Source organism: Micromonospora sp. CNZ303 (assembly GCF_004345505.1).
This window is the reverse complement of record NZ_SLVT01000002.1, coordinates 321568-339850: the sequence shown is the minus strand read 5'-3', so window position 1 is coordinate 339850 and position 18283 is coordinate 321568. Positions and strand designations below refer to the sequence as shown.

Here is an 18283-nt window from a genome sequence, read left to right as displayed (position 1 = left end):
CGAGGTGTATCGGGCCCCGGAGGTCAGTCGACCGTGGGCAGCTTCGGGCCGAGGACGTCGTCGGCGTCGACGATCGTGTACGCGTACCCCTGCTCGGCGAGGAAGCGCTGCCGGTGGGCGGCGTACTCGGTGTCGATGGTGTCGCGGGAGACGACCGTGTAGAAGTGCGCCTGCCGACCATCGGCCTTCGGTCGCAGGACCCGGCCGAGCCGCTGCGCCTCCTCCTGCCGGGAGCCGAACGTGCCCGATACCTGGATCGCCACGGCCGCCTCGGGCAGGTCGATGGAGAAGTTGCCGACCTTCGAGATGACCAGGGTGCGGATCTCGCCGGAGCGGAACGCGTCGAAGAGCCGCTCCCGTTCCTTGTTCGTCGTGGAGCCCTGCACGATCGGCGCGTCCAGGTACTCGCCGAGCTGGTGGAGCTGGTCGATGTAGCCGCCGATGACGAGCACCTGGTCGTCCGGGTGCCGGTCGACAAGCGCCTTCACCACGGGCAGCTTCGTGCGGGCGGTGGCCGCCATCCGGTAGCGCTCCTCGGCCTCCGCCGTCGCGTACGACATGCGCTCCGCGTCGGTGAGCGTCACGCGTACCTCGGTGCACTCGGCCGGGGCGATCCAGCCCTGCTGCTCGATGTCCTTCCACGGCGCGTCGTACCGCTTCGGGCCGATCAGGCTGAACACGTCGCCCTCCCGGCCGTCCTCGCGTACCAGCGTCGCCGTGAGGCCCAGCCGGCGACGGGCCTGGAGGTCCGCGGTGAAGCGGAAGATCGGCGCGGGCAGCAGGTGCACCTCGTCGTAGACGACCAGGCCCCAGTCTCGGGCCCCGAACAGGTCCAGGTGGGTGAACGTGCCCTTCTTGCGCGAGGTGAGCACCTGGTACGTGGCGATGGTGACCGGGCGGATCTCCTTGCGCTCGCCCGAGTACTCGCCGATCTCCTCCTCGGTCAGTGACGTGCGCGCGATCAGCTCGCGTTTCCACTGCCGGCCCGCCACCGTGTTCGTGACGAGGATCAGGGTGGTCGCCTTCGCCTCGGCCATCGCCGCCGCCCCGACCAGCGTCTTGCCGGCGCCGCAGGGCAGCACCACGACGCCCGACCCGCCGGCCCAGAACGCCTCCACGGCCTCCCGCTGGTACGACCGCAGCGTCCACGGCTTGCGGCCGTCCTTGCCGGCCTCGGCCAGCTCGATCGGGTGCGCCTCGCCGTCGACGTAGCCGGCCAGGTCCTCGGCCGGCCAGCCGAGCTTGAGCAGCGCCTGCTTGAGCCGGCCCCGCTCCGACGGGTGCACCGCGAACGTGTCGTCGTCGAGCTTCGCGCCGAGCATCCCGGCGAGCTTCTTGCTCTTCGCCACCTCGATCAGCACCAGCCGGTCCAGCGCCCGCAGGACGAGGCCGTGCGCCGGGTCGTTGGCGAGCTGGAGGCGGCCGTACCGGTCCATCGTCTCGGCCACGTCGACCAGCAGTCCGTGCGGCACCGGATAGCGGGAGTACTTGATCAGGGAGTCCACCACGCCCTCGGCGTCGTGGCCGGCGGCGCGCGCGTTCCACAGCCCGAGCGGGGTCAGCCGGTAGGTGTGCACGTGCTCCGGGGAGCGCTCCAGCTCGGCGAAGGGCGCGATGGCCATCCGGCACGCCTGCGCATCCGGGTGGTCGATCTCCAGCAGCAGGGTCTTGTCCGACTGCACGATCAGGGGTCCACCGCTCACGCCAGTGCCTCTCCTCCACCTCGGGTCGCCGGCTGTCCGGGAGGCGACTGACCCGCCCAGGCCGACCCACCAGTGTTGCACGCAGCCGGGTGACGGCAGAAAATTCTGGTCACCTGGAGCAACCGGAGCGGCACTCGCAACGTCTAGCAAAGGGAACACCTGTCAGGGAGGCAGCATGAAACACGTCCGGATCAGCAGCCGGCTGCTCGCCCTGGCAGTGGTCACGCTGGTCGGTGCCGGTGCGTGCACGTTCGATCCGCAGGCCGGTGGCGGTGGGGGCGGGGGACCCGTCGCGGCCGGGGCTGCGGAGCGGGCAACGGGGGCGAGCGGCGCGCCCGGGCCGGACCAGCGGGCGCGGCCGACCACGGCGCCGCCGAAGCCCAAGGTCAAGCCGACGCGGAACACACCGCAACCGACGCGCCCGACGGTGAGGCCGACGCGCCCCGCGACGAAGCCCACCGCGTCGCCGTCCGTCGCCGGGTGCCCGCAGGGCGAGCACCAGCGCGAGGTGGAGGCATACCTGGCCCGGCTGGGCGGGTTCGGGCGGGTGACAGTCGACGGCCGGCAGTCCGCCGCCGACTGCGACGCCATCAGGAAGTTCCAGAAGCGGTACGACATCCGCCCCGCCCACGGCCGCGCCGGGCCCACGACGTACGACGTGGCGAAGCGGCTCGCCACCACCGACACGGCGCGCTGCCGGGCCGGCTCGGGCACCACCTTCTGCATCGACCTGACCCGGCAGACCACCTGGGTCATGCGCAACGGCAAGGTGCTCGTGCAGCCGACCGTCACCCGCACGGGCATGCCCGGCTACCGCACCCCCGCCGGCACGTTCACGATCAACTACCGCAACGTCAAGGAGTGGTCCGACCCGTACGAGGTGTGGCTGCCGTACTGGCAGCACTTCACCCAGGGCATGGGCTTCCACCAGACCACGACCTACCTGCACGAGAAGTCGATCGGCTCGCACGGCTGCGTCAACCTGCTGCCCGGCGACGCCGTCCGCTACTGGGAGCTGGGCAAGGTCGGCAGCAAGGTGGTGCTGGTGGGGCGGCGCCCCGGCACCTGAGCCGCCCGACCGCCCCGGCACGTCTCCGAGATCGCACAACTCGTCCGATCCGGGTTTTATCCCCTGTCACTCCCGCCACCGGGGTGTCACGCTGGATGCCAGACGTCGCACCGGACGGGGAGGTCGGAGATGACGGTCGATCGCGAAGTGGCCCGGGAACACACGCTCGAGCGCGACCCGTCCCCCGCCGAGGAAGTCTCCACCGCCACGGTCGTCGCGTACGCGGTCGCCGGGGTGGTGCTATTCGGCTGGTTCCTCTTCGGCTGGCTGGTGCTCCAGCAGGGCTTCGTCGCCTCGGTCGGCGAGTCGGTCGGCACCGGGTTCGCGCTGCTGCTGATCGTCTCCGTCATCGGGACCGTACGCCGCAGCCGGCGCTGACCCGACCCGCTCAGTCCTCCAGCACCGCCGCCGTGATCCGGTGCAGGGCGAACGTGTGCAGCATCTCCGTCCGATCGTCCTCGGCGCGCAGGTAACCCGCGCCCATCGAGACCGGCCGGACGAGCCGGGACGCCGTCGCCCCGTGCGCGTCGACGTACCCGACCCAGACCCGCGCCCGGTCCCGGATCGCCTGCTGGAGCACCGCGAGGGCGTCGCTGTGGGAGGGCACCGGCGCCGGACCGGTGCGCCCGACCCCGCCCCGGACCACGGCCGGCGCCCGTCGCGCGGCCCGCGCCGCCGCGTCGCCCCGCCGGATCTGCTCCACCACGCCGAGCAGGCGGGGCATGGCCAGCTTCGGTGTGGTCAGCGGGTCGAGCGTCCGGGTCGTCACCGGCACCCGGGCCGGCGCCCGCCGGTTCTTCGGGCGGGCGAGCACCGCCGACCCGCTCGCGTCCTCCGGCACCGGGGCGTACCCGGCGTCACGCAGCACCATCAGCATCCGACCCACCTGGTACGGCGTCGACAGCACCGTCGGCGCCAGCCGGCGCAACGCCAGCGGCTCCAGCCGCCGGTCGGCGAGCACCTCCGTCAGCAGTGCCTCGTCGTCGCTGCGCACGTACGCCCCGGCGGAGCCGACGCGCAGCCCGCCGTGCTTACGGGCCACGTCATCCACCAGGTACGTCAGCCCCTGCGGGACGGGGGTGCGGGACCGCCGGCGGAACAGGGCGTGCAGGTCGTCGGCCGAGTAGCCGGCGTCCAGGGCCCGGCGCACGCTGGCCGGGGTGACCCGGTGCACGCTGGCCCCGCCGGCCGACTCGTGCTCCGCCACCACCTCCAACTCGGCGGCCAGCGCCGGGTCGGGCGGCCCGGGCACCACGACGGTCAGGTCCGCCTGCACGAGGAAGTGGTCCACCGGGGCGGGCAGCAGCGCGTCCAGCGCGCGTACGGTGCTGGTCGGATCGCCGCTCTCGGTGTCCGCCCGCAGCCCGAGCGGGTCGTCGCCGCCCCGCTCGTCGGCGGCGGTCACGTCGGCGAGCAGCAGCCGCCCGTACGAGGTGAGCGCCCCCAGCCCCGTCACGCCCAGCGTGGCCGCCTCCACCAGCACCTCCCGGTGCGCGGCCTCCCGCCCCCGGCTGCGCCGCGGCGCCCGCCAGTCGAGCAGGGCCAGCACCTCCTCCGGGGTGGGCCCGGTGGCCGGCTCCAGGTCGGCGAGGACCTCCAGCACGGCCCGTCGGGCGGCCGGCGCGCCGGCCCGTTCCGCCTCGGCGGAGAGCACCGTGATCGGCCGGTCCCGGTCGTCGCGCTGCCCGACCAGCCCGGCCTGCCGGGTCATGGTCAGCCAGGCCCGGGCGAGCTGCTCCCAGCGCTGCGCGAGCGTCCCCGCCCGCCACACCTCGTACCCGGCGGTGGGCAGGACCTGCTGGTCGGCGCCGTGCCGGGTGGTGGTGGCCCCGGGCAGGTCGACCTCGCCGACCAGCCCGCCCGCGTACGCCGCCTCCAGCAGCAGGGCCGCCGTCGACTCGTCCACCCCGACGGCCTTGGCGAGCCGGCGCAGGTCACGCACGCCCAGGCCGCCCGAGCGCAGCACCGGCGCCGGTTCGGCGGCGAGCTGCTCCAGCAGCGCCTCGGTGTGGCGTACCACCTCCATCGTCTGCCCGGCCCCGGCGGAGTCGGCGGCCTTCGGCTCGCGCGGCGCGGTGGCCACCGGCGGGGGGCTGCTGCGCAGCGGGCCGAGCGGACCGTTGTCGCGGCGCAGCAGCAGGCCGACCTCGCGGGGCAGTTCGACGGTGCCCGTGGCGCCGGCCCGGCCGCCGGAGACCGGCACCAGCAGGTGGTGGTCGACGAGCCAGCGCACCGGCGAGCCGGTCGGCACGCCGCCGTTCGTCGGGTCCGGCGGCAGGTCGGCCTCCGCGCCGAGCGGGGGCGCCTGCAACGCGCCCGCCGGCACGCTGCCGACCGGTGGACCGGCGGCCAGCCGGTCCAGGATCGCCCGGGCCGAGGGCGGCGCGGCCAGCAGCGTCCGCCGCAGCTTCGCCGGGTCCGCGCAGAGCGCCGCCGCCCGCGGGCCGAGCTCCGTCGCCGGTCGACCCAGGCCCGCGGGGTACGGGGAGACCTCGTCGACGCTCGCCACCACGCGCAGGGCGCTCTCGGGGCCGTACAGCACGAAGAGCGCGCGCAGCCGGTTCACGGCGGCACGGACGGTGGTGGGGGCGGGCGGCTGCGGCCCGGCGGTCGCCATGGCGAGCACCGCGTCGGTGGAGGTGGTCTGCTCGGCCGCGTCCCTGGTCAGCCGGGCGGCGTCGAGCATCAGCAGGGTGAACTGGTCCAGCGCGTCGAGGGCGCGGGCCACCGAGACCCGCGACTGGGCCCGGGTGGCGAGCGCGGAGACGTCGGCCGGCACGGGTACGACGAGGTCCGGCCGCAACTGGAGGAGGGCGGCGAGCGACTCGTCGGGAAGTGACCGCAGGTGGTCGGCGAGTGAGGTGGTCATCGTCGTTCCACGCTAGCCCGGCAGGGGGTCCTCCCGCCCCTCGGACGTCCGGCTGACCCGGGGTCGGGCGGGTACGTTCTCCCGCATGGCAACGCTGACGGTCGGCTTCGACCTCGACATGACCCTGGTCGACTCGCGTCCCGGCATCGCCGACACGTTCCGGGCGTTGACGGCCCGCACGGGGGTGCACGTGGACGCGGCGGCCGCCGTGGCGCGGCTCGGCCCGCCGCTGCGTACGGAGATCGCCCGCTGGTTCCCGCCGGAGCAGGTCGACGAGGCCGTCCTGACGTACCGCGAGCTGTATCCGGCGTACGCGATCACACCCACCGTCCCGCTGCCCGGGGCGGTCGCCGCGATCGACGCGGTACGCGAACGCGGCGGGCGGGTGCTGGTGGTCACCGCCAAGCAGGGCCGCCTGGCCCGGCTGCACCTCGACCACCTCGGGCTGGTGGTCGACGAGGTGGCCGGCGACCTGTTCGCGGAGGGGAAGGCGACCGCCCTGCGGCAGCACGGCGCGACCCACTACGTCGGCGATCACGTGGCCGACATGGTGGCCGCGGGGGCGGCGGGCGTACCCGGCATCGGGGTCGCCACGGGCCCGTGCACCGCCGACGAGCTGCGCGCGGCCGGGGCGGAGGTGGTGCTGGATGATCTCACCGGATTCCCGGCGGCGCTGGACGGCATGATCGGGCTAGCCTTGGAGCGGTAGACGTCTCAAGCTCAAGCGAAGCAGGGGTTCTCAGGTGCCGACGGGTCGAGTGAAGTGGTTTGACGCGGCCAAGGGATACGGGTTTGTCACCAGTGACGAGGGTGGCGACGTGTTCCTGCCCAAGGGCGCGCTACCGACGGGTGTCACCGACCTCAAGGGTGGTCAGCGGATCGACTTCAGCGTGGTGGACAGCCGCCGGGGCGCGCAGGCGATGGGGGTCAAGCTGCTCGACGCCCCGCCGTCGATGGCGGAGCTGCGTCGCCGGCCGGCCGAGGAGCTGCACGGCCTCGTCGAGGACATGATCAAGGTGCTGGAGGCGAAGGTCCAGCCGGACCTGCGGCGGGGTCGCTTCCCCGACCGCAAGACGGCGCAGAAGATCGCTCAGCTGGTCCACGCGGTCGCCAACGAGCTGGAGGTCTGAGGCACCAGCCCGGCGTCGGCGGCCCGGCCGAGCAACGCCTCGACGGCGGCGAACCCCGCGTCCCCCAGGTCGGCGGTGAACTCGTTGACGTAGAGCCCGATGTGCCGGTCCACCACGTCGGGCTCCATCTCCTGCGCGTGGGCCAGCACGTACTCCCGGCTGGCGGCCGGATCGGCCCAGGCCCGGCGTACCGACTCGCGGACCCACCCGGCGGCGGCCTGCGGGTCGACCGCGCCGCGCCGGGCCAGGATGGCCCCGAGGGGGATGGGCAGGCCGGTGTCGGCCTCCCACCACTCGCCGAGGTCGACCAGGGCGGTCAGGCCGTGCCGTGGGTAGGTGAACCGGGCCTCGTGGATGACCAGCCCGGCGTCGTACCGGCCGGCCGCGACGCCCGGCATGATCTCGTGGAACGGCACGACCTCGATCCGCGCCGGGGGCCGGTCGGCCGCCCAGAGCCGGAAGAGCAGGTACGCCGTCGTCCGGTCGCCCGGCACCGCCACCGTGGCGCCACTCAGGTCGGCGCGCCCGGGCTGGCCGAGGGCGTCGGGCCGGTCGGGGTGGTCGCCGCGGGTCAGCACCAGCGGGCCGCAGCCGCGGCCCAGTGCGCCCCCACAGGGCAGCAGGTGGTAGTCGTCCAGCAGCCACGGCAGCGCCGCGTAGCTCACCTTGACCAGGTCGAACGCACCCCGCTCGGCGGCCGTGTTCGTGACGTCCACGTCGGCGTACGTGACGTCGACCGGCGGTGCGCCGGGCACGAGACCGTGCACCAGGGCGTGGAAGACGAACGTGTCGTTGGGGCAGGGCGAGACAGCCAGCGAGAGCGCCACGCCCTCACCGTATCCCCGCCCCGGGTGGGGCGCCCGACCGCGGCGTGCTCGGTGTGACCTGGGCCCACTGCGCCGAGCCAGCGTCCACCGGGCCAGGTGGTTCCGCCCGGCCCTCCGCACGGACGGAACGTGCCCCGCGGACGGGTGCGCCGTGTGCCGCGTTACCGGCAGACCTCGTCTAGTGGCCCCTTTCGAGCTGATGTCGTAGACGATTCACCCCCGCCCGCTCGCCTGCGGCGTGTGGCTGTGACCCTCTGGGTGTGACGGGGATCCACGGGCACCCGTCACGTGGCACGGGCGGCAGGCGGCACCTGATGTCGTAGACGATTCAGCTCGACAGCGTCGGAGCAGGGTCCTCGTTCCTGGCCAACCGTCCCTGGCTAGCCGCCCTGGCCGGTCGCCCGAGCCCGTGCGATGGCTCGATGCGTTGATGGCCGATGTTGCCCACAGGTTTGTCCACAGGTTTGTCCACAGGTGGCGAGTGGGTGTTGAGGACATCGCGCCGTGTTGGGAAGCATGTGCTCGTGACAGAGCTGACGGAAGCGGTGGACCTTGGCGCAGCCCTGCGGGCCCTACGACGCCGGGCGGATCTGAGCCAGCGCGAACTGGCCGAGCGGTCCGGTGTGCCCCAGGCGACCCTGGCCCGGATCGAGTCGGGCCGGGCCGCCGATCCACGGTTCCGCACGGTGGAGCGGCTCGTCCGGGCCGCAGGTGGGGAAGTGCCGATTCGCGTGAGCGGCACCTCCGGCACCGCCGCAACCTCCGACGCCGCCGTGACCGCCGACCTGTCGCTGCCGGCGGTGCCGCATGACGCGCTACGGGACGGAGCAGGGCGTCGCTACCCGGCGCACCTCGACGCCTGGGAGGTGAAGGAGCCGAAGGACTGGCCGGGCGCCTGGTGGGCGAACTGGTACAACCTGCCGCCGGCGCTCTGGCCGTTACCGGTACCCCCCGCCACGTACCAGCGGAATCGTCGATACCGGGACCGGCGCCGACGGGCCGAGGAGATCCGGCGGACGGTACGGCTGCGTCGGGTGACGGGCGGCGGCCTCCCAGCGACATCGTGGCGGTTCGTGGCCGAGCTGCCGGGCGGCGGGCTGGTCGGTGAGCTGCGGGCCCACGAGCGCAGCCCACACCTGATAGACGGTGACGACCCGAGCGACGAGCGGGAGGTCGTGCTCGACGGGGTTCTCGTCGCCGAGGCCTGTCGAGGGCTCGGCATCGGGCGCCGGTTGGTCACCATGCTCGCCGCCGAGATGGACCGCTCAGGCATCCGCACGGCCCACGCGATCGCCGAGGACGGTGGCGTCGACCTGCTGCTCGCCTGCGGATACCAGTTCAAGACGAGCCGGCCGTGGGCCCTGCGGTACGACCGTCGGCCCACAACGGCGAACCGACCGTCAGGGCAGGGCGGGTGAGGCCAGGGCCGCGGCGGCGGTAGTGAGGGCGGCGAGCGCCTCGCGCATGCGCCAGGCGTCACGGTCGCGGGGGCCGATGGGGTTGGAGACGGTACGCAGCTCGACGAAGGGGACGCCGGCCTGCGCGGCGGCGACGGCCACGCCGTACCCCTCCATGGCCTCGGCGACCGCGTCGGGGTGACGCCGGCGCAGGGCGTCGGTGCTGGCGGCGCTGCCGGTCACCGTGCTGACGGTCAGCACCGCGCCCACCGTCGCCGTCGGTAGCGCGGCCCGCAGGGCGGCCAGCAGGCCGGGGTCGGCGGCGAGCGCGATGCCGCCACCGAGCCACTCCGGGGGCATGCCCAGCTCGTCCACCGGGAGGAAGCCCGCCGGCGACTCGGCACCCAGGTCGGCGGCGACGGACACGGCGCCCAGCACCGTCGCGCCGACCTCCGCCCGGCCGGCGAAGCCGCCCGCCACGCCCGCGCTGACCACACCGCGGTACGGACGCCCGGCCGCCTCGGCGAGGACCAGCAGCCGGGCGGTGGTGGCGGCGGCCACGGCGGGGCCGACCCCCACCGGCAGCACCGTCGTCGACGCATCCGTCAGGCCCGCGCGGACCGCCTCGGCCTCGGCGGGCACCGCCGTGACCACCAGCAGGCCCGTCACGGCAGGGGCCCCTGCGGCTCCCGCCGGGTCTCGTCGTCCGCCCCGCCCGGCCCGCCGACGGCCGACGACGGCCGGTAGATGTGGTACCCGGGCGGGTCCAGTGCCGGGTCGTCCAGCGGCGAGCCCTGCGCCGGGGCGGGCGAGACGGGCGCCACCCCGGTTTCGGCAGTGGCCCCCGCCTCGGTGCGTGCGCCGGCGCCCGTGCCGGCCGGCTCTTCCCCGTTACCTCTGCCGGTCCCGGTGTCGCTGCCGGTTTCGTCGGTTTCGTCGGCCAGTTCGTCGTCGGCGAGCGGGCGACCGGCCAGCCGCTCGGCGCGCAGGCGGCTCGCCACCACCACGCCTCGGACGGCGGCCAGCGTGCCGGCCCCGGCGGCGACCGCGATCCCGATCCGGCCGTCGAAGGGTACGAGCCCCAGCCCGCCCCCGGCGACGAACGCGAGCATCAGCACGGTCTCGGAGTGCGCGAAGGAGCTGGCCCGCAGCCGCTCGGGGATGCGCTCCTGGATCGAGGCGTCCACGGTGAGCTTGGCGATGCCGCTCATCAGCGCGGCCACCAGGCAGAGCAGGGCGACCATCGGCAGCGAGAACTTCAACGCGGCGAGGATCGCCACCCCACCCACGATGATCATGCCGCTGGACTGGATCGCGACGGGTCGGTGGATGCGCAGACGGGTGCCGATCGCGGTGGCGAGGAAGGTGCCCACGGCCAGCGCGGCGCCGACGAGGCCCAGCGCACCCTCGTCGCCCAGGTCCCGGCCGAAGACGACGGTGGTCAGGTCGCCCGCCTTGATCGCGAAGGCCAGGAAGAGCAGCAGGAACCCGTATAGCCCGCGTAGCGTCGCGGCACCGATCAGGGTGGCCATCACGAGCCGGCCGGCCGGCCGTCCCCGGCCCAGCGGGCGGTCGCCGGTGCGCCGCCAGAGCGCACGCAACGGCCGGGGCACCCGCTCCGGTGGCTCGGAGTCGGCCTTCGGCGGCAGGCGCAGGGAGATCACCATGCCGACCAGGAAGATGATCGAGGCGACCCGGAGCGGCCACTGCGGCCCGAACCAGAAGGCGGCCAGCCCGATCGGAGCGACCAGGGCGCCGGCCACCGTGCCGTAGACGCTGGCCCGGGCGCCCACCTGGGAGAGCCCCAGCCCTTCCGGCAGCAGCCGTGGGACGGCCGCCGAGCGGGCCACCCCGTATGCGCGGGAGAGCGCCAGCACGCCGAAGGCCGCCGGGTAGAGGCCGAAGCCGTGGATGTAGTCGGAGATCAGCCAGGCCAGGAAGGCGCGGCCGAGCATGGTGGCGGCCAGCGCGTACCGGCGGCCGTGGCGGAAGTGGTCGAGCAGCGGGCCCACCACCGGGGCGAGCATGGCGAACGGCACCATGGTCACCAGCAGGTAGAGGGCGACCTTGCTGCGCGCCTCGCCGAGCGGGACGTTGAAGAAGATCGTCCCGGCGAGGCCGATGGCGATCAGCGTGTCCCCGGCGCAGGAGACCGCGTGCAGGTCGAAGAGGCGGACCATGCCGACCTCGCCCCCGGCGCCCCGGGTGCGGGCCCGGCCCGCCCGCCGGGTCATCCAGCGGCCACTGCTGACCGAGCCACGGAACAGCAGGCGGACGGCCTTGATGCCGGTGCCGACGGTCCGCCCGAGTACGGACCGCCCGGAGCGGGAGAACAGCGGCATGCCCCCCATCCTCACCCATCCGGTCCGTCCGTGCCGCACCACTGTCCCAGAACGTCGTCGGCGGGTGCCTGTCGGTCGCCCGTACGCATGGGGAACAATGGTCTGGTGACCAGGCCCGCCTCCGCTCGTGCCGCTCGTCTCGACCAGGTCTGCGCCGCCGCAGTCGAGGTGGCGCGTGACGCCATCACCGAGGTCGACCCCTCGGACATCGGCGACCATCTGCAGGCCGTCGCGGAGGGCGACCGGCTCGTCACCCACTACTTCGAGTGTCGGCTCGCCGGCTACCGGGGCTGGCGGTGGGCGGTCACCGTCACCCGCGTGCCGCGCAGCCGGCACGTCACCGTCTGCGAGACGGTGCTGATTCCCGGCACGGACGCGATGCTCGCGCCCGGCTGGCTGCCGTGGCAGGAGCGGCTCAAGCCGGGCGACCTCGGCCCCGGCGACCTGCTGCCCACCCCGGCGGACGACGACCGGCTCCAGCCCGGCTACCTGCTCTCCGACGACCCGGCGGTCGAGGAGACCGCGTGGGAGCTGGGTCTCGGTCGGGCCCGGGTGCTCTCCCGGGAGGGGCGCAGCGAGGCCGCCCAGCGCTGGTACGACGGCGACCACGGCCCGTCCGCCGCGATCTCGGCCGCCGCCCCCGCCGCGGCCCGCTGCGGCACCTGCGGCTTCTACCTGCCGCTCGCCGGTGCCCTGCGGCAGTCCTTCGGGGCCTGCGGCAACTTCTACGCCCCCGACGACGGTCGGGTGGTCAGCGCAGACCACGGCTGCGGGGCGCACTCGGAGACCCTGATCGAGGCCGCCGAGACCCCGGTCGACGAGATGCCGACGGTCTACGACGACAGCGCGGTCGAGCCCGTGGCGGTCAGCCGGGCGCCGGGCTCCGTCGAGGCCGCGGAGCCGGCGGAGCCGTACGGCCACCCCTGACGCCACTGGCGCGGCGCCGATCCGGCGGACCGGTGTCGTCGCAGGTCAGCGGCCGGCGCGGCGGCGGCGTCGGTTGGCGTCGTGCCGCATCATCACGGCGAGACCGGGGAAGCCCCACAGGAAACCGGCCAGGCAGGTCCACAGCCAGTCCTGGTGATCGTGCGCGGTCAACCAGTCGCGGAAGAAGATCAGCAGCACCAGCCCGGCGAGCGCCCAGGCCGCCATCCCGGCGAGGGCGAACGGCACCATCGGCGGGTCGAGCGGCTCGGGCCGCGGGGGCTGCTCCTTCGGCACGCGGCAAGCGTACGCGATCAACTTTTCCTGCTGGCCGGTGATCTGCGACGATGCGCGCGACAACGGAAGATCCACCTGCGAGGACCTGATGGCAGTAGCGCCGCCCGAGAACGGCACACCACCCGACCCAGCGCACCCCCGGAACGGTTTCGACCGGTACTTCGAGATCTCCGCCCGTGGCTCGACGATGAGCCGCGAGGTACGCGGTGGCCTGGCGACCTTCTTCACGATGGCGTACATCGTGGTGCTCAACCCGCTCATCATCGGTGGTGCCGTCGACGGCGACGGCAAGAAGCTCTCCATCGCCGCCCTCGCTGCGGCAACCGCCCTGGTCGCCGGCCTGATGACCATCCTGATGGGCGTGGTCGGCCGGTTCCCGCTGGCGCTCGCCGCCGGCCTCGGCGTCAACGCGCTGGTCGCGTACGAGATCGCCCCGGAGATGACCTGGGCGGACGCGATGGGTCTCGTGGTGATCGAGGGCCTGATCATCGCGGTGCTGGTGCTGACCGGCCTGCGTACGGCGGTGTTCCGCTCGGTGCCGACGCAGATGAAGACGGCGATCGGCGTCGGCATCGGCCTCTTCCTGACCATCATCGGCCTGGTCGACGCCGGCTTCGTGCGCCGGGTGCCGGACGTGCAGAACACCACTGTCCCGGTCAGCCTCGGCATCGGCGGCAGCCTGGCCAGTTGGCCGCTGCTCGTCTTCGTGGTGGGTCTGCTGCTGACGATCGTGCTGATGGTGCGGCGGGTCAAGGGCGCGATCCTCATCGGCATCCTCGGCTCCACCGTGGTGGCCATCATCGTCGAGGCGGTGGCGAACATCGGGCCGTCCTTCGTCGACGGCAAGCCCAACCCGAAGGGCTGGGCGCTGAACGTCCCCGAGCTGCCGAAGACCTGGGTGGACGTGCCGGACCTGTCGCTGCTCGGCAACTTCAACCTGTTCGACTCGTGGGGCCGGGCCGGCTGGGTCGTCGTCCTGATGTTCGTGTTCACCCTGCTGATCACGGACTTCTTCGACACCATGGGCACGATGGTCGCGGTCGGCCAGGAGGGGAGCATGCTCGACGAGCGGGGCACCCCGCCGCGGGCCAAGGAGATCCTGCTGGTCGACTCGATCGCGGCGGCTGCCGGCGGTGCGGCGAGCACGTCCAGCAACACGTCGTACATCGAGAGTGCCGCCGGTGTGGCGGAGGGCGCCCGTACGGGCGTGGCCAACCTGGTCACCGGCGGGTTGTTCCTGCTGGCGATGTTCCTGGCGCCGCTGGTCGTGGTGGTGCCGTTCGAGGCGGCGTCGACGGCGCTGGTGGTGGTCGGCTTCCTGATGATGACCGCGGTGCGGACGATCGACTGGTCCGACTACGAGATCGCGATCCCGGCGTTCCTGACGATCGTGCTGATGCCCTTCACGTACTCGATCTCCAACGGCATCGGCGCGGGCCTGATCACGTACGTGGTGGTGAAGCTCGCCAAGGGCAAGGCCCGGGAGATCCACCCGCTGCTGTACGGGGTGGCGGCCCTCTTCGTGCTCTACTTCCTGCGTGGACCGATCGAGTCTGTGGTGCTCTGAACACGGCCTGCTCCGGGCCGGTGACCGAACGGGGTACCCGGCCCGGAGCAGGACAAACTTCTCGTGAGCGTGGTCATATCAGTGGTCATTCGCCAAGCTAATTAGTTAGGCTAACTATCGTGACGGAGCGGACGGTGACGGCGAAAAGCGTGCCACCGGCGCAGCTGGCACCTCAGTTGCGTGATGCGATCACCCGGCTGAACCGACGGGTCCGCCAGGCCCGGCCGGTCGGCGACCTCACGGTCACCCAGCTCTCCGCGCTCACCAGCCTCCGGCTGGCGGGTGCGCTGACACCTCGGGAACTGGCCGACGTGGAACGGGTGCAGCCGCCCACGATGACCAGGATCGTCGCGAAGTTGGAGGAGCGCGGCCTCGTGCAGCGCACCCCCCATCCGACCGACGGCCGGCAGGTCATCCTGGCGGCGACCGAGGGGGGACGGGCCGTGCTCGACCAGTTCGAGCGGGTCCGTGACGAGTGGCTGGCCCGCCGGCTGGCCGACCTGACCGAAGCCGAGCGGGAAACCCTGCGGCAGGCCGCCGAGATCCTTCAGCAGCTCGCCCGAGCCTGACCCGCGCGTCGTGCCACCGCGCCGTCCGCCGTCGATGACGCGTACGACCGCGAGGAGGCGCACCAAGAGTGCAGGCGAAGCTGAGCACGATGTTCCAGTCCCTACAGGTCCGCAACTACCGGCTCTTCGCATCCGGACAGCTGATCAAGCTGATCGGCGTCTGGATGATGTTCATCGCCCAGGACTGGCTGGTCCTCGAGCTCTCCGACAACTCCGCCACCGCGCTCGGCGTGGTGACCGCGCTCCAGTTCACCCCGGTGCTGCTGCTCACCCTGCTCTCCGGGCGGCTCGCCGACCGCTACGACAAGCGGATGCTGCTCTTCGTCGCGAACGCGTTCTGGACCGTCCTGGCCCTCGCCATGGCCCTGCTGGTGATCACCGGCCTCGTGCAGCTCTGGCACGTCTTCGCGTTCGCGGCCCTGCTCGGCGTCGCCAACGCCGTGGAGACCCCCGTGCGGCAGGCGTTCGTCTCCGAGCTGGTCGGTACGTCGCTGCTGCCGAACGCGCTCTCGCTCAACGCGGCCGTGTTCAACTCCGCCCGGATCGTCGGGCCGGCCGTGGCCGGCTTGGCCATCGCCGCCTTCGACGTCGGGCCGGTCTTCCTGTTCACCGCGCTCAGCTCGATCGCCCCGCTGGTCACCGTGATCCGGATGCGCCCCGCCGAGCTGCACCGGGAGGCGCTGCCGCCGCGCGACGAGCGGGCGTCGGCCAAGGTCGTCGACGGCCTGCGCTACGTCTGGCGGCGGCCCGACCTGCTGCTGCCCATGGCGGTGATGTCGGTGATCGGCATGTCGCTGTTCAACTTCCAGCTGACCCTCGCCGCGCTGGCCAAGACCGTGTTCCAGACCGGTGCCGCCTCGTTCGGGCTGTTCAGCACCGCGCTGGCGGTCGGCGCGCTGGTCGGGGCGCTCGCCGGCACCGGGCGGCGCAGCCGCCCGTCGGTCTGGCTGGTGCTCGGCGCGGGGGTCGGCTGCGCCAGCTTCGGCACGCTGGTGGGGCTCGCCCCGGCGTACTGGATGGTGGTGACGCTGCTGCTGCCGACCGGGTTCTTCATGGTCTTCTTCGCCCAGGCGGCCAACCAGCGGGTCCAGCTCGGCACGGACGCCGCCTTCCGCGGCCGGGTGATGGCCCTGTGGGTGCTGGTCTTCCTCGGCACCAACCCGGTCGGTGCGCCGCTCATCGGCTGGGTCGCCGAGACCTACGGCGCCGGTGCCAGCATCTGGATCGGTGGGCTGATCTCGCTGGCCACCGTCCTGGTCGCGCTCACCTGGCAGCTGCGCCGCTCCGGCGCCCGGCTGCGCTTCCGCATCCTGCCGATGCCGCGCTTCTACGTCACCTCCGCCGACTGCTGAGCCCGTCACCGGGTTTGCCGACCGCTTCCCCGACCGAGGGCGCGGATGACACGAAAGCGGTAGCGGTAAGGGGGAAAGAGGCTTAGCGTCGATACGTGGAGCTCGGGCGCGCGCTGCTGCTGATCCTGGCCATCGTCGCCATGGCCAGCCTGCCGGCGCTGATCGCCCTGGTCTTCTGCGCGGACGAGATCATCGACCGGGTCGCCTGCGGGTACGCCGAGTGGCGTGAGCGCCGGCAGGAGCGGCGCACCATCGTCCGGCTGGACCGGGCCGTCGAGGCCGACGCGCTGACCCGCGACATCGACCTCACCGCCTTCGACCGGCCCGACCGGCGCCCGCTGGAGGAACTCGCCGCCGACCTGCGCCGCCTGCGCAGCCAGGGGGTGGGTTCCGACGGCCGCCAGCCCGTCTGGCACGGCATGGTCCTCCAGGCGTACGACGACCGGCTCCGGCTGGCCTGCCGGGCCCTCGGGCTGGCCGAGCACCTGACCGAGCTGGAGGGCGTCGACCTGGAGCTGGAACGCGTCCGGGTGGAGGGCCTGCTGCACGCGGCCGGGCTGACCCTGCCGGCCGCCCGGGCCGGTCACTGGCAGCGTCACCGCTGAGGGCGGGGCCCGCGTGAGGCTCTTCGTCGCGCTCTACCCGCCGCCCGAGGCGGTCGCGCACCTCGGCGCGCAGGTCGCCCGCCTGCGGATCGGCGCGGCGGCCGCCGCCGGGACCAACGTCCGGCTCGCCGACCCGGCCAACGCGCACGTCACCCTCGCCTTCCTCGGCGACGTCGAGGCGGACCGGCTGGTCGCCGTGGAGAGCGCGCTCGGGCTCGCCGCCGAGTGGTCGAGCGACGGCCGCCAGGCCGCGCCCCGGCTCCGGCTGGCCGGCGGCGGGCGGTTCGGGCGGGGCCGGTTCACCGTGCTCTGGGTCGACCTGCGGGGCGAGGTGGAGCCGGTGCTGGTGCTGGCCCGGCTGATCCGCTCCCGGCTGCGGCACGCCCGCCTGCCGCACGACGAGAAGCCGTTCCGCCCGCACCTGACCGTCGCGCGCCCCGGCGACCGGGTGCCCCCGGCCGACGTGGCCGCCGACGTCGCCACCCTCGACGACTACGAGGGCCCGGAGTGGCCGGCCGGCGAGATGGTCCTCGTGCGCAGCCACCCCGGCCCCCGCCCCACCTACGACCGCCTGGCTGCCTGGCCTCTCTGACGCTCCCCGGTCACCAGGCCCAGGCCTCGGGGCCGGGGCCGCCGTTGCCCACGGGCGGGAAGAGCTCGTCCAGGCGGGTGAGGGCGTCCCCGCCGAGGTCGACGGTCAGGGCGCCCAGGGAACGGTCGAGCTGGTCGGTGGTGCGCGGTCCGATGATCGGGGCGGTCACCCCGGGCCGGGACAGCAGCCAGCCGAGGGCCACGTCCGCCGGGTCGTGACCGAGGTCGCCGCAGAGTTTCTCGTACGCCTCGATGGTCGGCCGGTGCTCGGCGAGCGCGTCGGCGGAGCGGCCGCTGGCGCCCCGCGCGGCCCCACCCTCGGCCATCTTCCGCAGCACTCCGGCGAGCAGCCCGCCGTGCAGCGGCGACCACGGGATGATGCCCAGCCCGTGGTGCTGCGCGGCGGGCACCACCTCCAGCTCGACGTACCGGGTCATGAGGTTGTAGATGCACTGCTCCGAGACCAGGCCGAGGAAGTGGCGCTTCCCCGCCGCCTCCTGCGCCACGGAGATGTGCCAGCCGGCGAAGTTGGACGATCCGACGTAGAGGACCTTGCCCTGGGCGACCAGGGTCTCCATGGCCTGCCAGATCTCCTCCCACGGCGTGCTGCGCGAGACGTGGTGCATCTGGTAGAGGTCGATGGTGTCGGTCTGGAGGCGGCGCAGCGAGTCCTCGCAGGCCCGGACGATGTGCCGGGCGGAGAGGCCCTGCTGGTTGGGCCACTCGCCCATCTTGCCGTAGACCTTGGTGGCCAGCACGACCTTCTCCCGCCGGCCGCCGCCCTGGGCGAACCAACGCCCGATGATCTGCTCGGTGATCCCCTCGCCGGTCTGCCAGCCGTAGACGTCGGCGGTGTCGAAGAAGTTGATGCCGTGGTCGAGGGCCCGGTCCATGATCGCGAAGCTGTCCGGCTCGGTGGTCTGCGGCCCGAAGTTCATCGTGCCGAGGCAGAGGCGGCTGACCGACAGGCCCGTACGGCCGAGGTTCGTGTACTCCATGGGGCCACCCTGCCACGGCGGCAGTTGGAGCGCCTCGCGTTGA

At 73.5% G+C, this 18283-nt stretch carries 18 protein-coding genes; 11 read left to right on the top strand and 7 right to left on the bottom strand.

Annotated features, from left to right (window positions below):
• Positions 1-23: 23 nt before the first annotated feature.
• Complete coding sequence (locus EV374_RS04880) at positions 24-1703, bottom strand: DNA repair helicase XPB (RefSeq protein ID WP_132231956.1); 1680 nt, start codon at positions 1701-1703, stop codon at positions 24-26.
• A 175-nt stretch (positions 1704-1878) separates the two neighbouring features.
• On the opposite strand from EV374_RS04880, the gene EV374_RS04875 reads away from it, so the two are divergent.
• Both EV374_RS04875 and EV374_RS04870 read left to right on the top strand, forming a co-directional pair.
• A complete protein-coding gene (locus tag EV374_RS04875; RefSeq protein ID WP_132231955.1) occupies positions 1879-2772 on the top strand; it encodes a L,D-transpeptidase family protein in 894 nt (297 codons plus the stop codon).
• Between the two features lie 129 nt (positions 2773-2901).
• Complete coding sequence (locus EV374_RS04870; RefSeq protein WP_132231954.1) at positions 2902-3150, top strand: hypothetical protein; 249 nt, start codon at positions 2902-2904, stop codon at positions 3148-3150.
• A 10-nt stretch (positions 3151-3160) separates the two neighbouring features.
• Here the strand turns inward: EV374_RS04870 and EV374_RS04865 are convergent, their stop codons facing one another.
• The gene (locus tag EV374_RS04865) at positions 3161-5641 is read right to left on the bottom strand and encodes a helicase-associated domain-containing protein (RefSeq protein ID WP_132231952.1); all 2481 of its coding nucleotides are present in this window, start codon (positions 5639-5641) and stop codon (positions 3161-3163) included.
• An 85-nt stretch (positions 5642-5726) separates the two neighbouring features.
• Between EV374_RS04865 and EV374_RS04860 the strand changes: the two genes are divergently transcribed.
• Together EV374_RS04860 and EV374_RS04855 are read left to right on the top strand one after the other, a co-directional pair.
• A complete protein-coding gene (locus EV374_RS04860; RefSeq protein WP_132231950.1) occupies positions 5727-6350 on the top strand; it encodes an HAD family hydrolase in 624 nt (207 codons plus the stop codon).
• Positions 6351-6384: 34 nt separating this feature from the next.
• Positions 6385-6771, top strand: coding sequence for a cold-shock protein (locus tag EV374_RS04855; RefSeq protein ID WP_132231948.1), 387 nt, complete (start codon positions 6385-6387; stop codon positions 6769-6771).
• Here EV374_RS04855 and EV374_RS04850 read toward each other — a convergent pair.
• Positions 6732-7598 carry a 1,4-dihydroxy-6-naphtoate synthase gene (locus EV374_RS04850; protein ID WP_132231946.1) on the bottom strand — a complete coding sequence of 289 codons (867 nt, stop codon included), beginning with the start codon at positions 7596-7598 and terminating at the stop codon, positions 6732-6734. The two genes, EV374_RS04855 and EV374_RS04850, sit on opposite strands and share 40 nt — an antisense overlap.
• 524 nt (positions 7599-8122) lie before the next feature.
• On the opposite strand from EV374_RS04850, the gene EV374_RS04845 reads away from it, so the two are divergent.
• Positions 8123-9016: a GNAT family N-acetyltransferase gene (locus EV374_RS04845; RefSeq protein WP_486485584.1), complete on the top strand. Its 894-nt coding sequence runs from the start codon at positions 8123-8125 to the stop codon at positions 9014-9016.
• Here EV374_RS04845 and EV374_RS04840 read toward each other — a convergent pair.
• Positions 8999-9664: a futalosine hydrolase gene (locus EV374_RS04840; protein WP_132231942.1), complete on the bottom strand. Its 666-nt coding sequence runs from the start codon at positions 9662-9664 to the stop codon at positions 8999-9001. The genes EV374_RS04845 and EV374_RS04840 overlap by 18 nt on opposite strands.
• On the bottom strand, positions 9661-11337 hold the full coding sequence (locus tag EV374_RS04835; protein WP_132231940.1) for an MFS transporter: 1677 nt from the start codon (positions 11335-11337) through the stop codon (positions 9661-9663). Before EV374_RS04835 ends, EV374_RS04840 begins: the two co-directional genes overlap by 4 nt.
• Positions 11338-11424: 87 nt before the next feature.
• Here EV374_RS04835 and EV374_RS04830 point away from each other — a divergent pair, with 87 nt between their 5' ends.
• Positions 11425-12264 carry a DUF3027 domain-containing protein gene (locus EV374_RS04830; protein ID WP_132231938.1) on the top strand — a complete coding sequence of 280 codons (840 nt, stop codon included), beginning with the start codon at positions 11425-11427 and terminating at the stop codon, positions 12262-12264.
• Between the two features lie 45 nt (positions 12265-12309).
• Here the strand turns inward: EV374_RS04830 and EV374_RS04825 are convergent, their stop codons facing one another.
• Complete coding sequence (locus tag EV374_RS04825; protein ID WP_132231936.1) at positions 12310-12558, bottom strand: DUF2530 domain-containing protein; 249 nt, start codon at positions 12556-12558, stop codon at positions 12310-12312.
• Between the two features lie 88 nt (positions 12559-12646).
• On the opposite strand from EV374_RS04825, the gene EV374_RS04820 reads away from it, so the two are divergent.
• From EV374_RS04820 to thpR, 5 genes are all read left to right on the top strand, one after another.
• Positions 12647-14125, top strand: a complete 1479-nt coding sequence (locus EV374_RS04820) for an NCS2 family permease (RefSeq protein WP_132231934.1) — start codon at positions 12647-12649, stop codon at positions 14123-14125.
• Between the two features lie 119 nt (positions 14126-14244).
• Positions 14245-14694, top strand: a complete 450-nt coding sequence (locus EV374_RS04815; protein ID WP_207913886.1) for a MarR family transcriptional regulator — start codon at positions 14245-14247, stop codon at positions 14692-14694.
• 68 nt (positions 14695-14762) lie between these two features.
• Positions 14763-16046 (top strand): MFS transporter, encoded by a 1284-nt coding sequence (locus EV374_RS04810; RefSeq protein ID WP_132231932.1) that lies wholly within the window; start codon positions 14763-14765, stop codon positions 16044-16046.
• A 95-nt stretch (positions 16047-16141) separates the two neighbouring features.
• Positions 16142-16651 carry a hypothetical protein gene (locus EV374_RS04805; RefSeq protein ID WP_132231930.1) on the top strand — a complete coding sequence of 170 codons (510 nt, stop codon included), beginning with the start codon at positions 16142-16144 and terminating at the stop codon, positions 16649-16651.
• 13 nt (positions 16652-16664) lie between these two features.
• Positions 16665-17243, top strand: a complete 579-nt coding sequence (gene thpR / locus EV374_RS04800) for an RNA 2',3'-cyclic phosphodiesterase (protein WP_132231928.1) — start codon at positions 16665-16667, stop codon at positions 17241-17243.
• A gap of 10 nt (positions 17244-17253) precedes the next feature.
• On the opposite strand, the gene EV374_RS04795 is transcribed toward thpR, so the two are convergent.
• Positions 17254-18240 carry an aldo/keto reductase gene (locus EV374_RS04795; protein WP_132231926.1) on the bottom strand — a complete coding sequence of 329 codons (987 nt, stop codon included), beginning with the start codon at positions 18238-18240 and terminating at the stop codon, positions 17254-17256.
• Between the last annotated feature and the right edge of the window lie 43 nt (positions 18241-18283).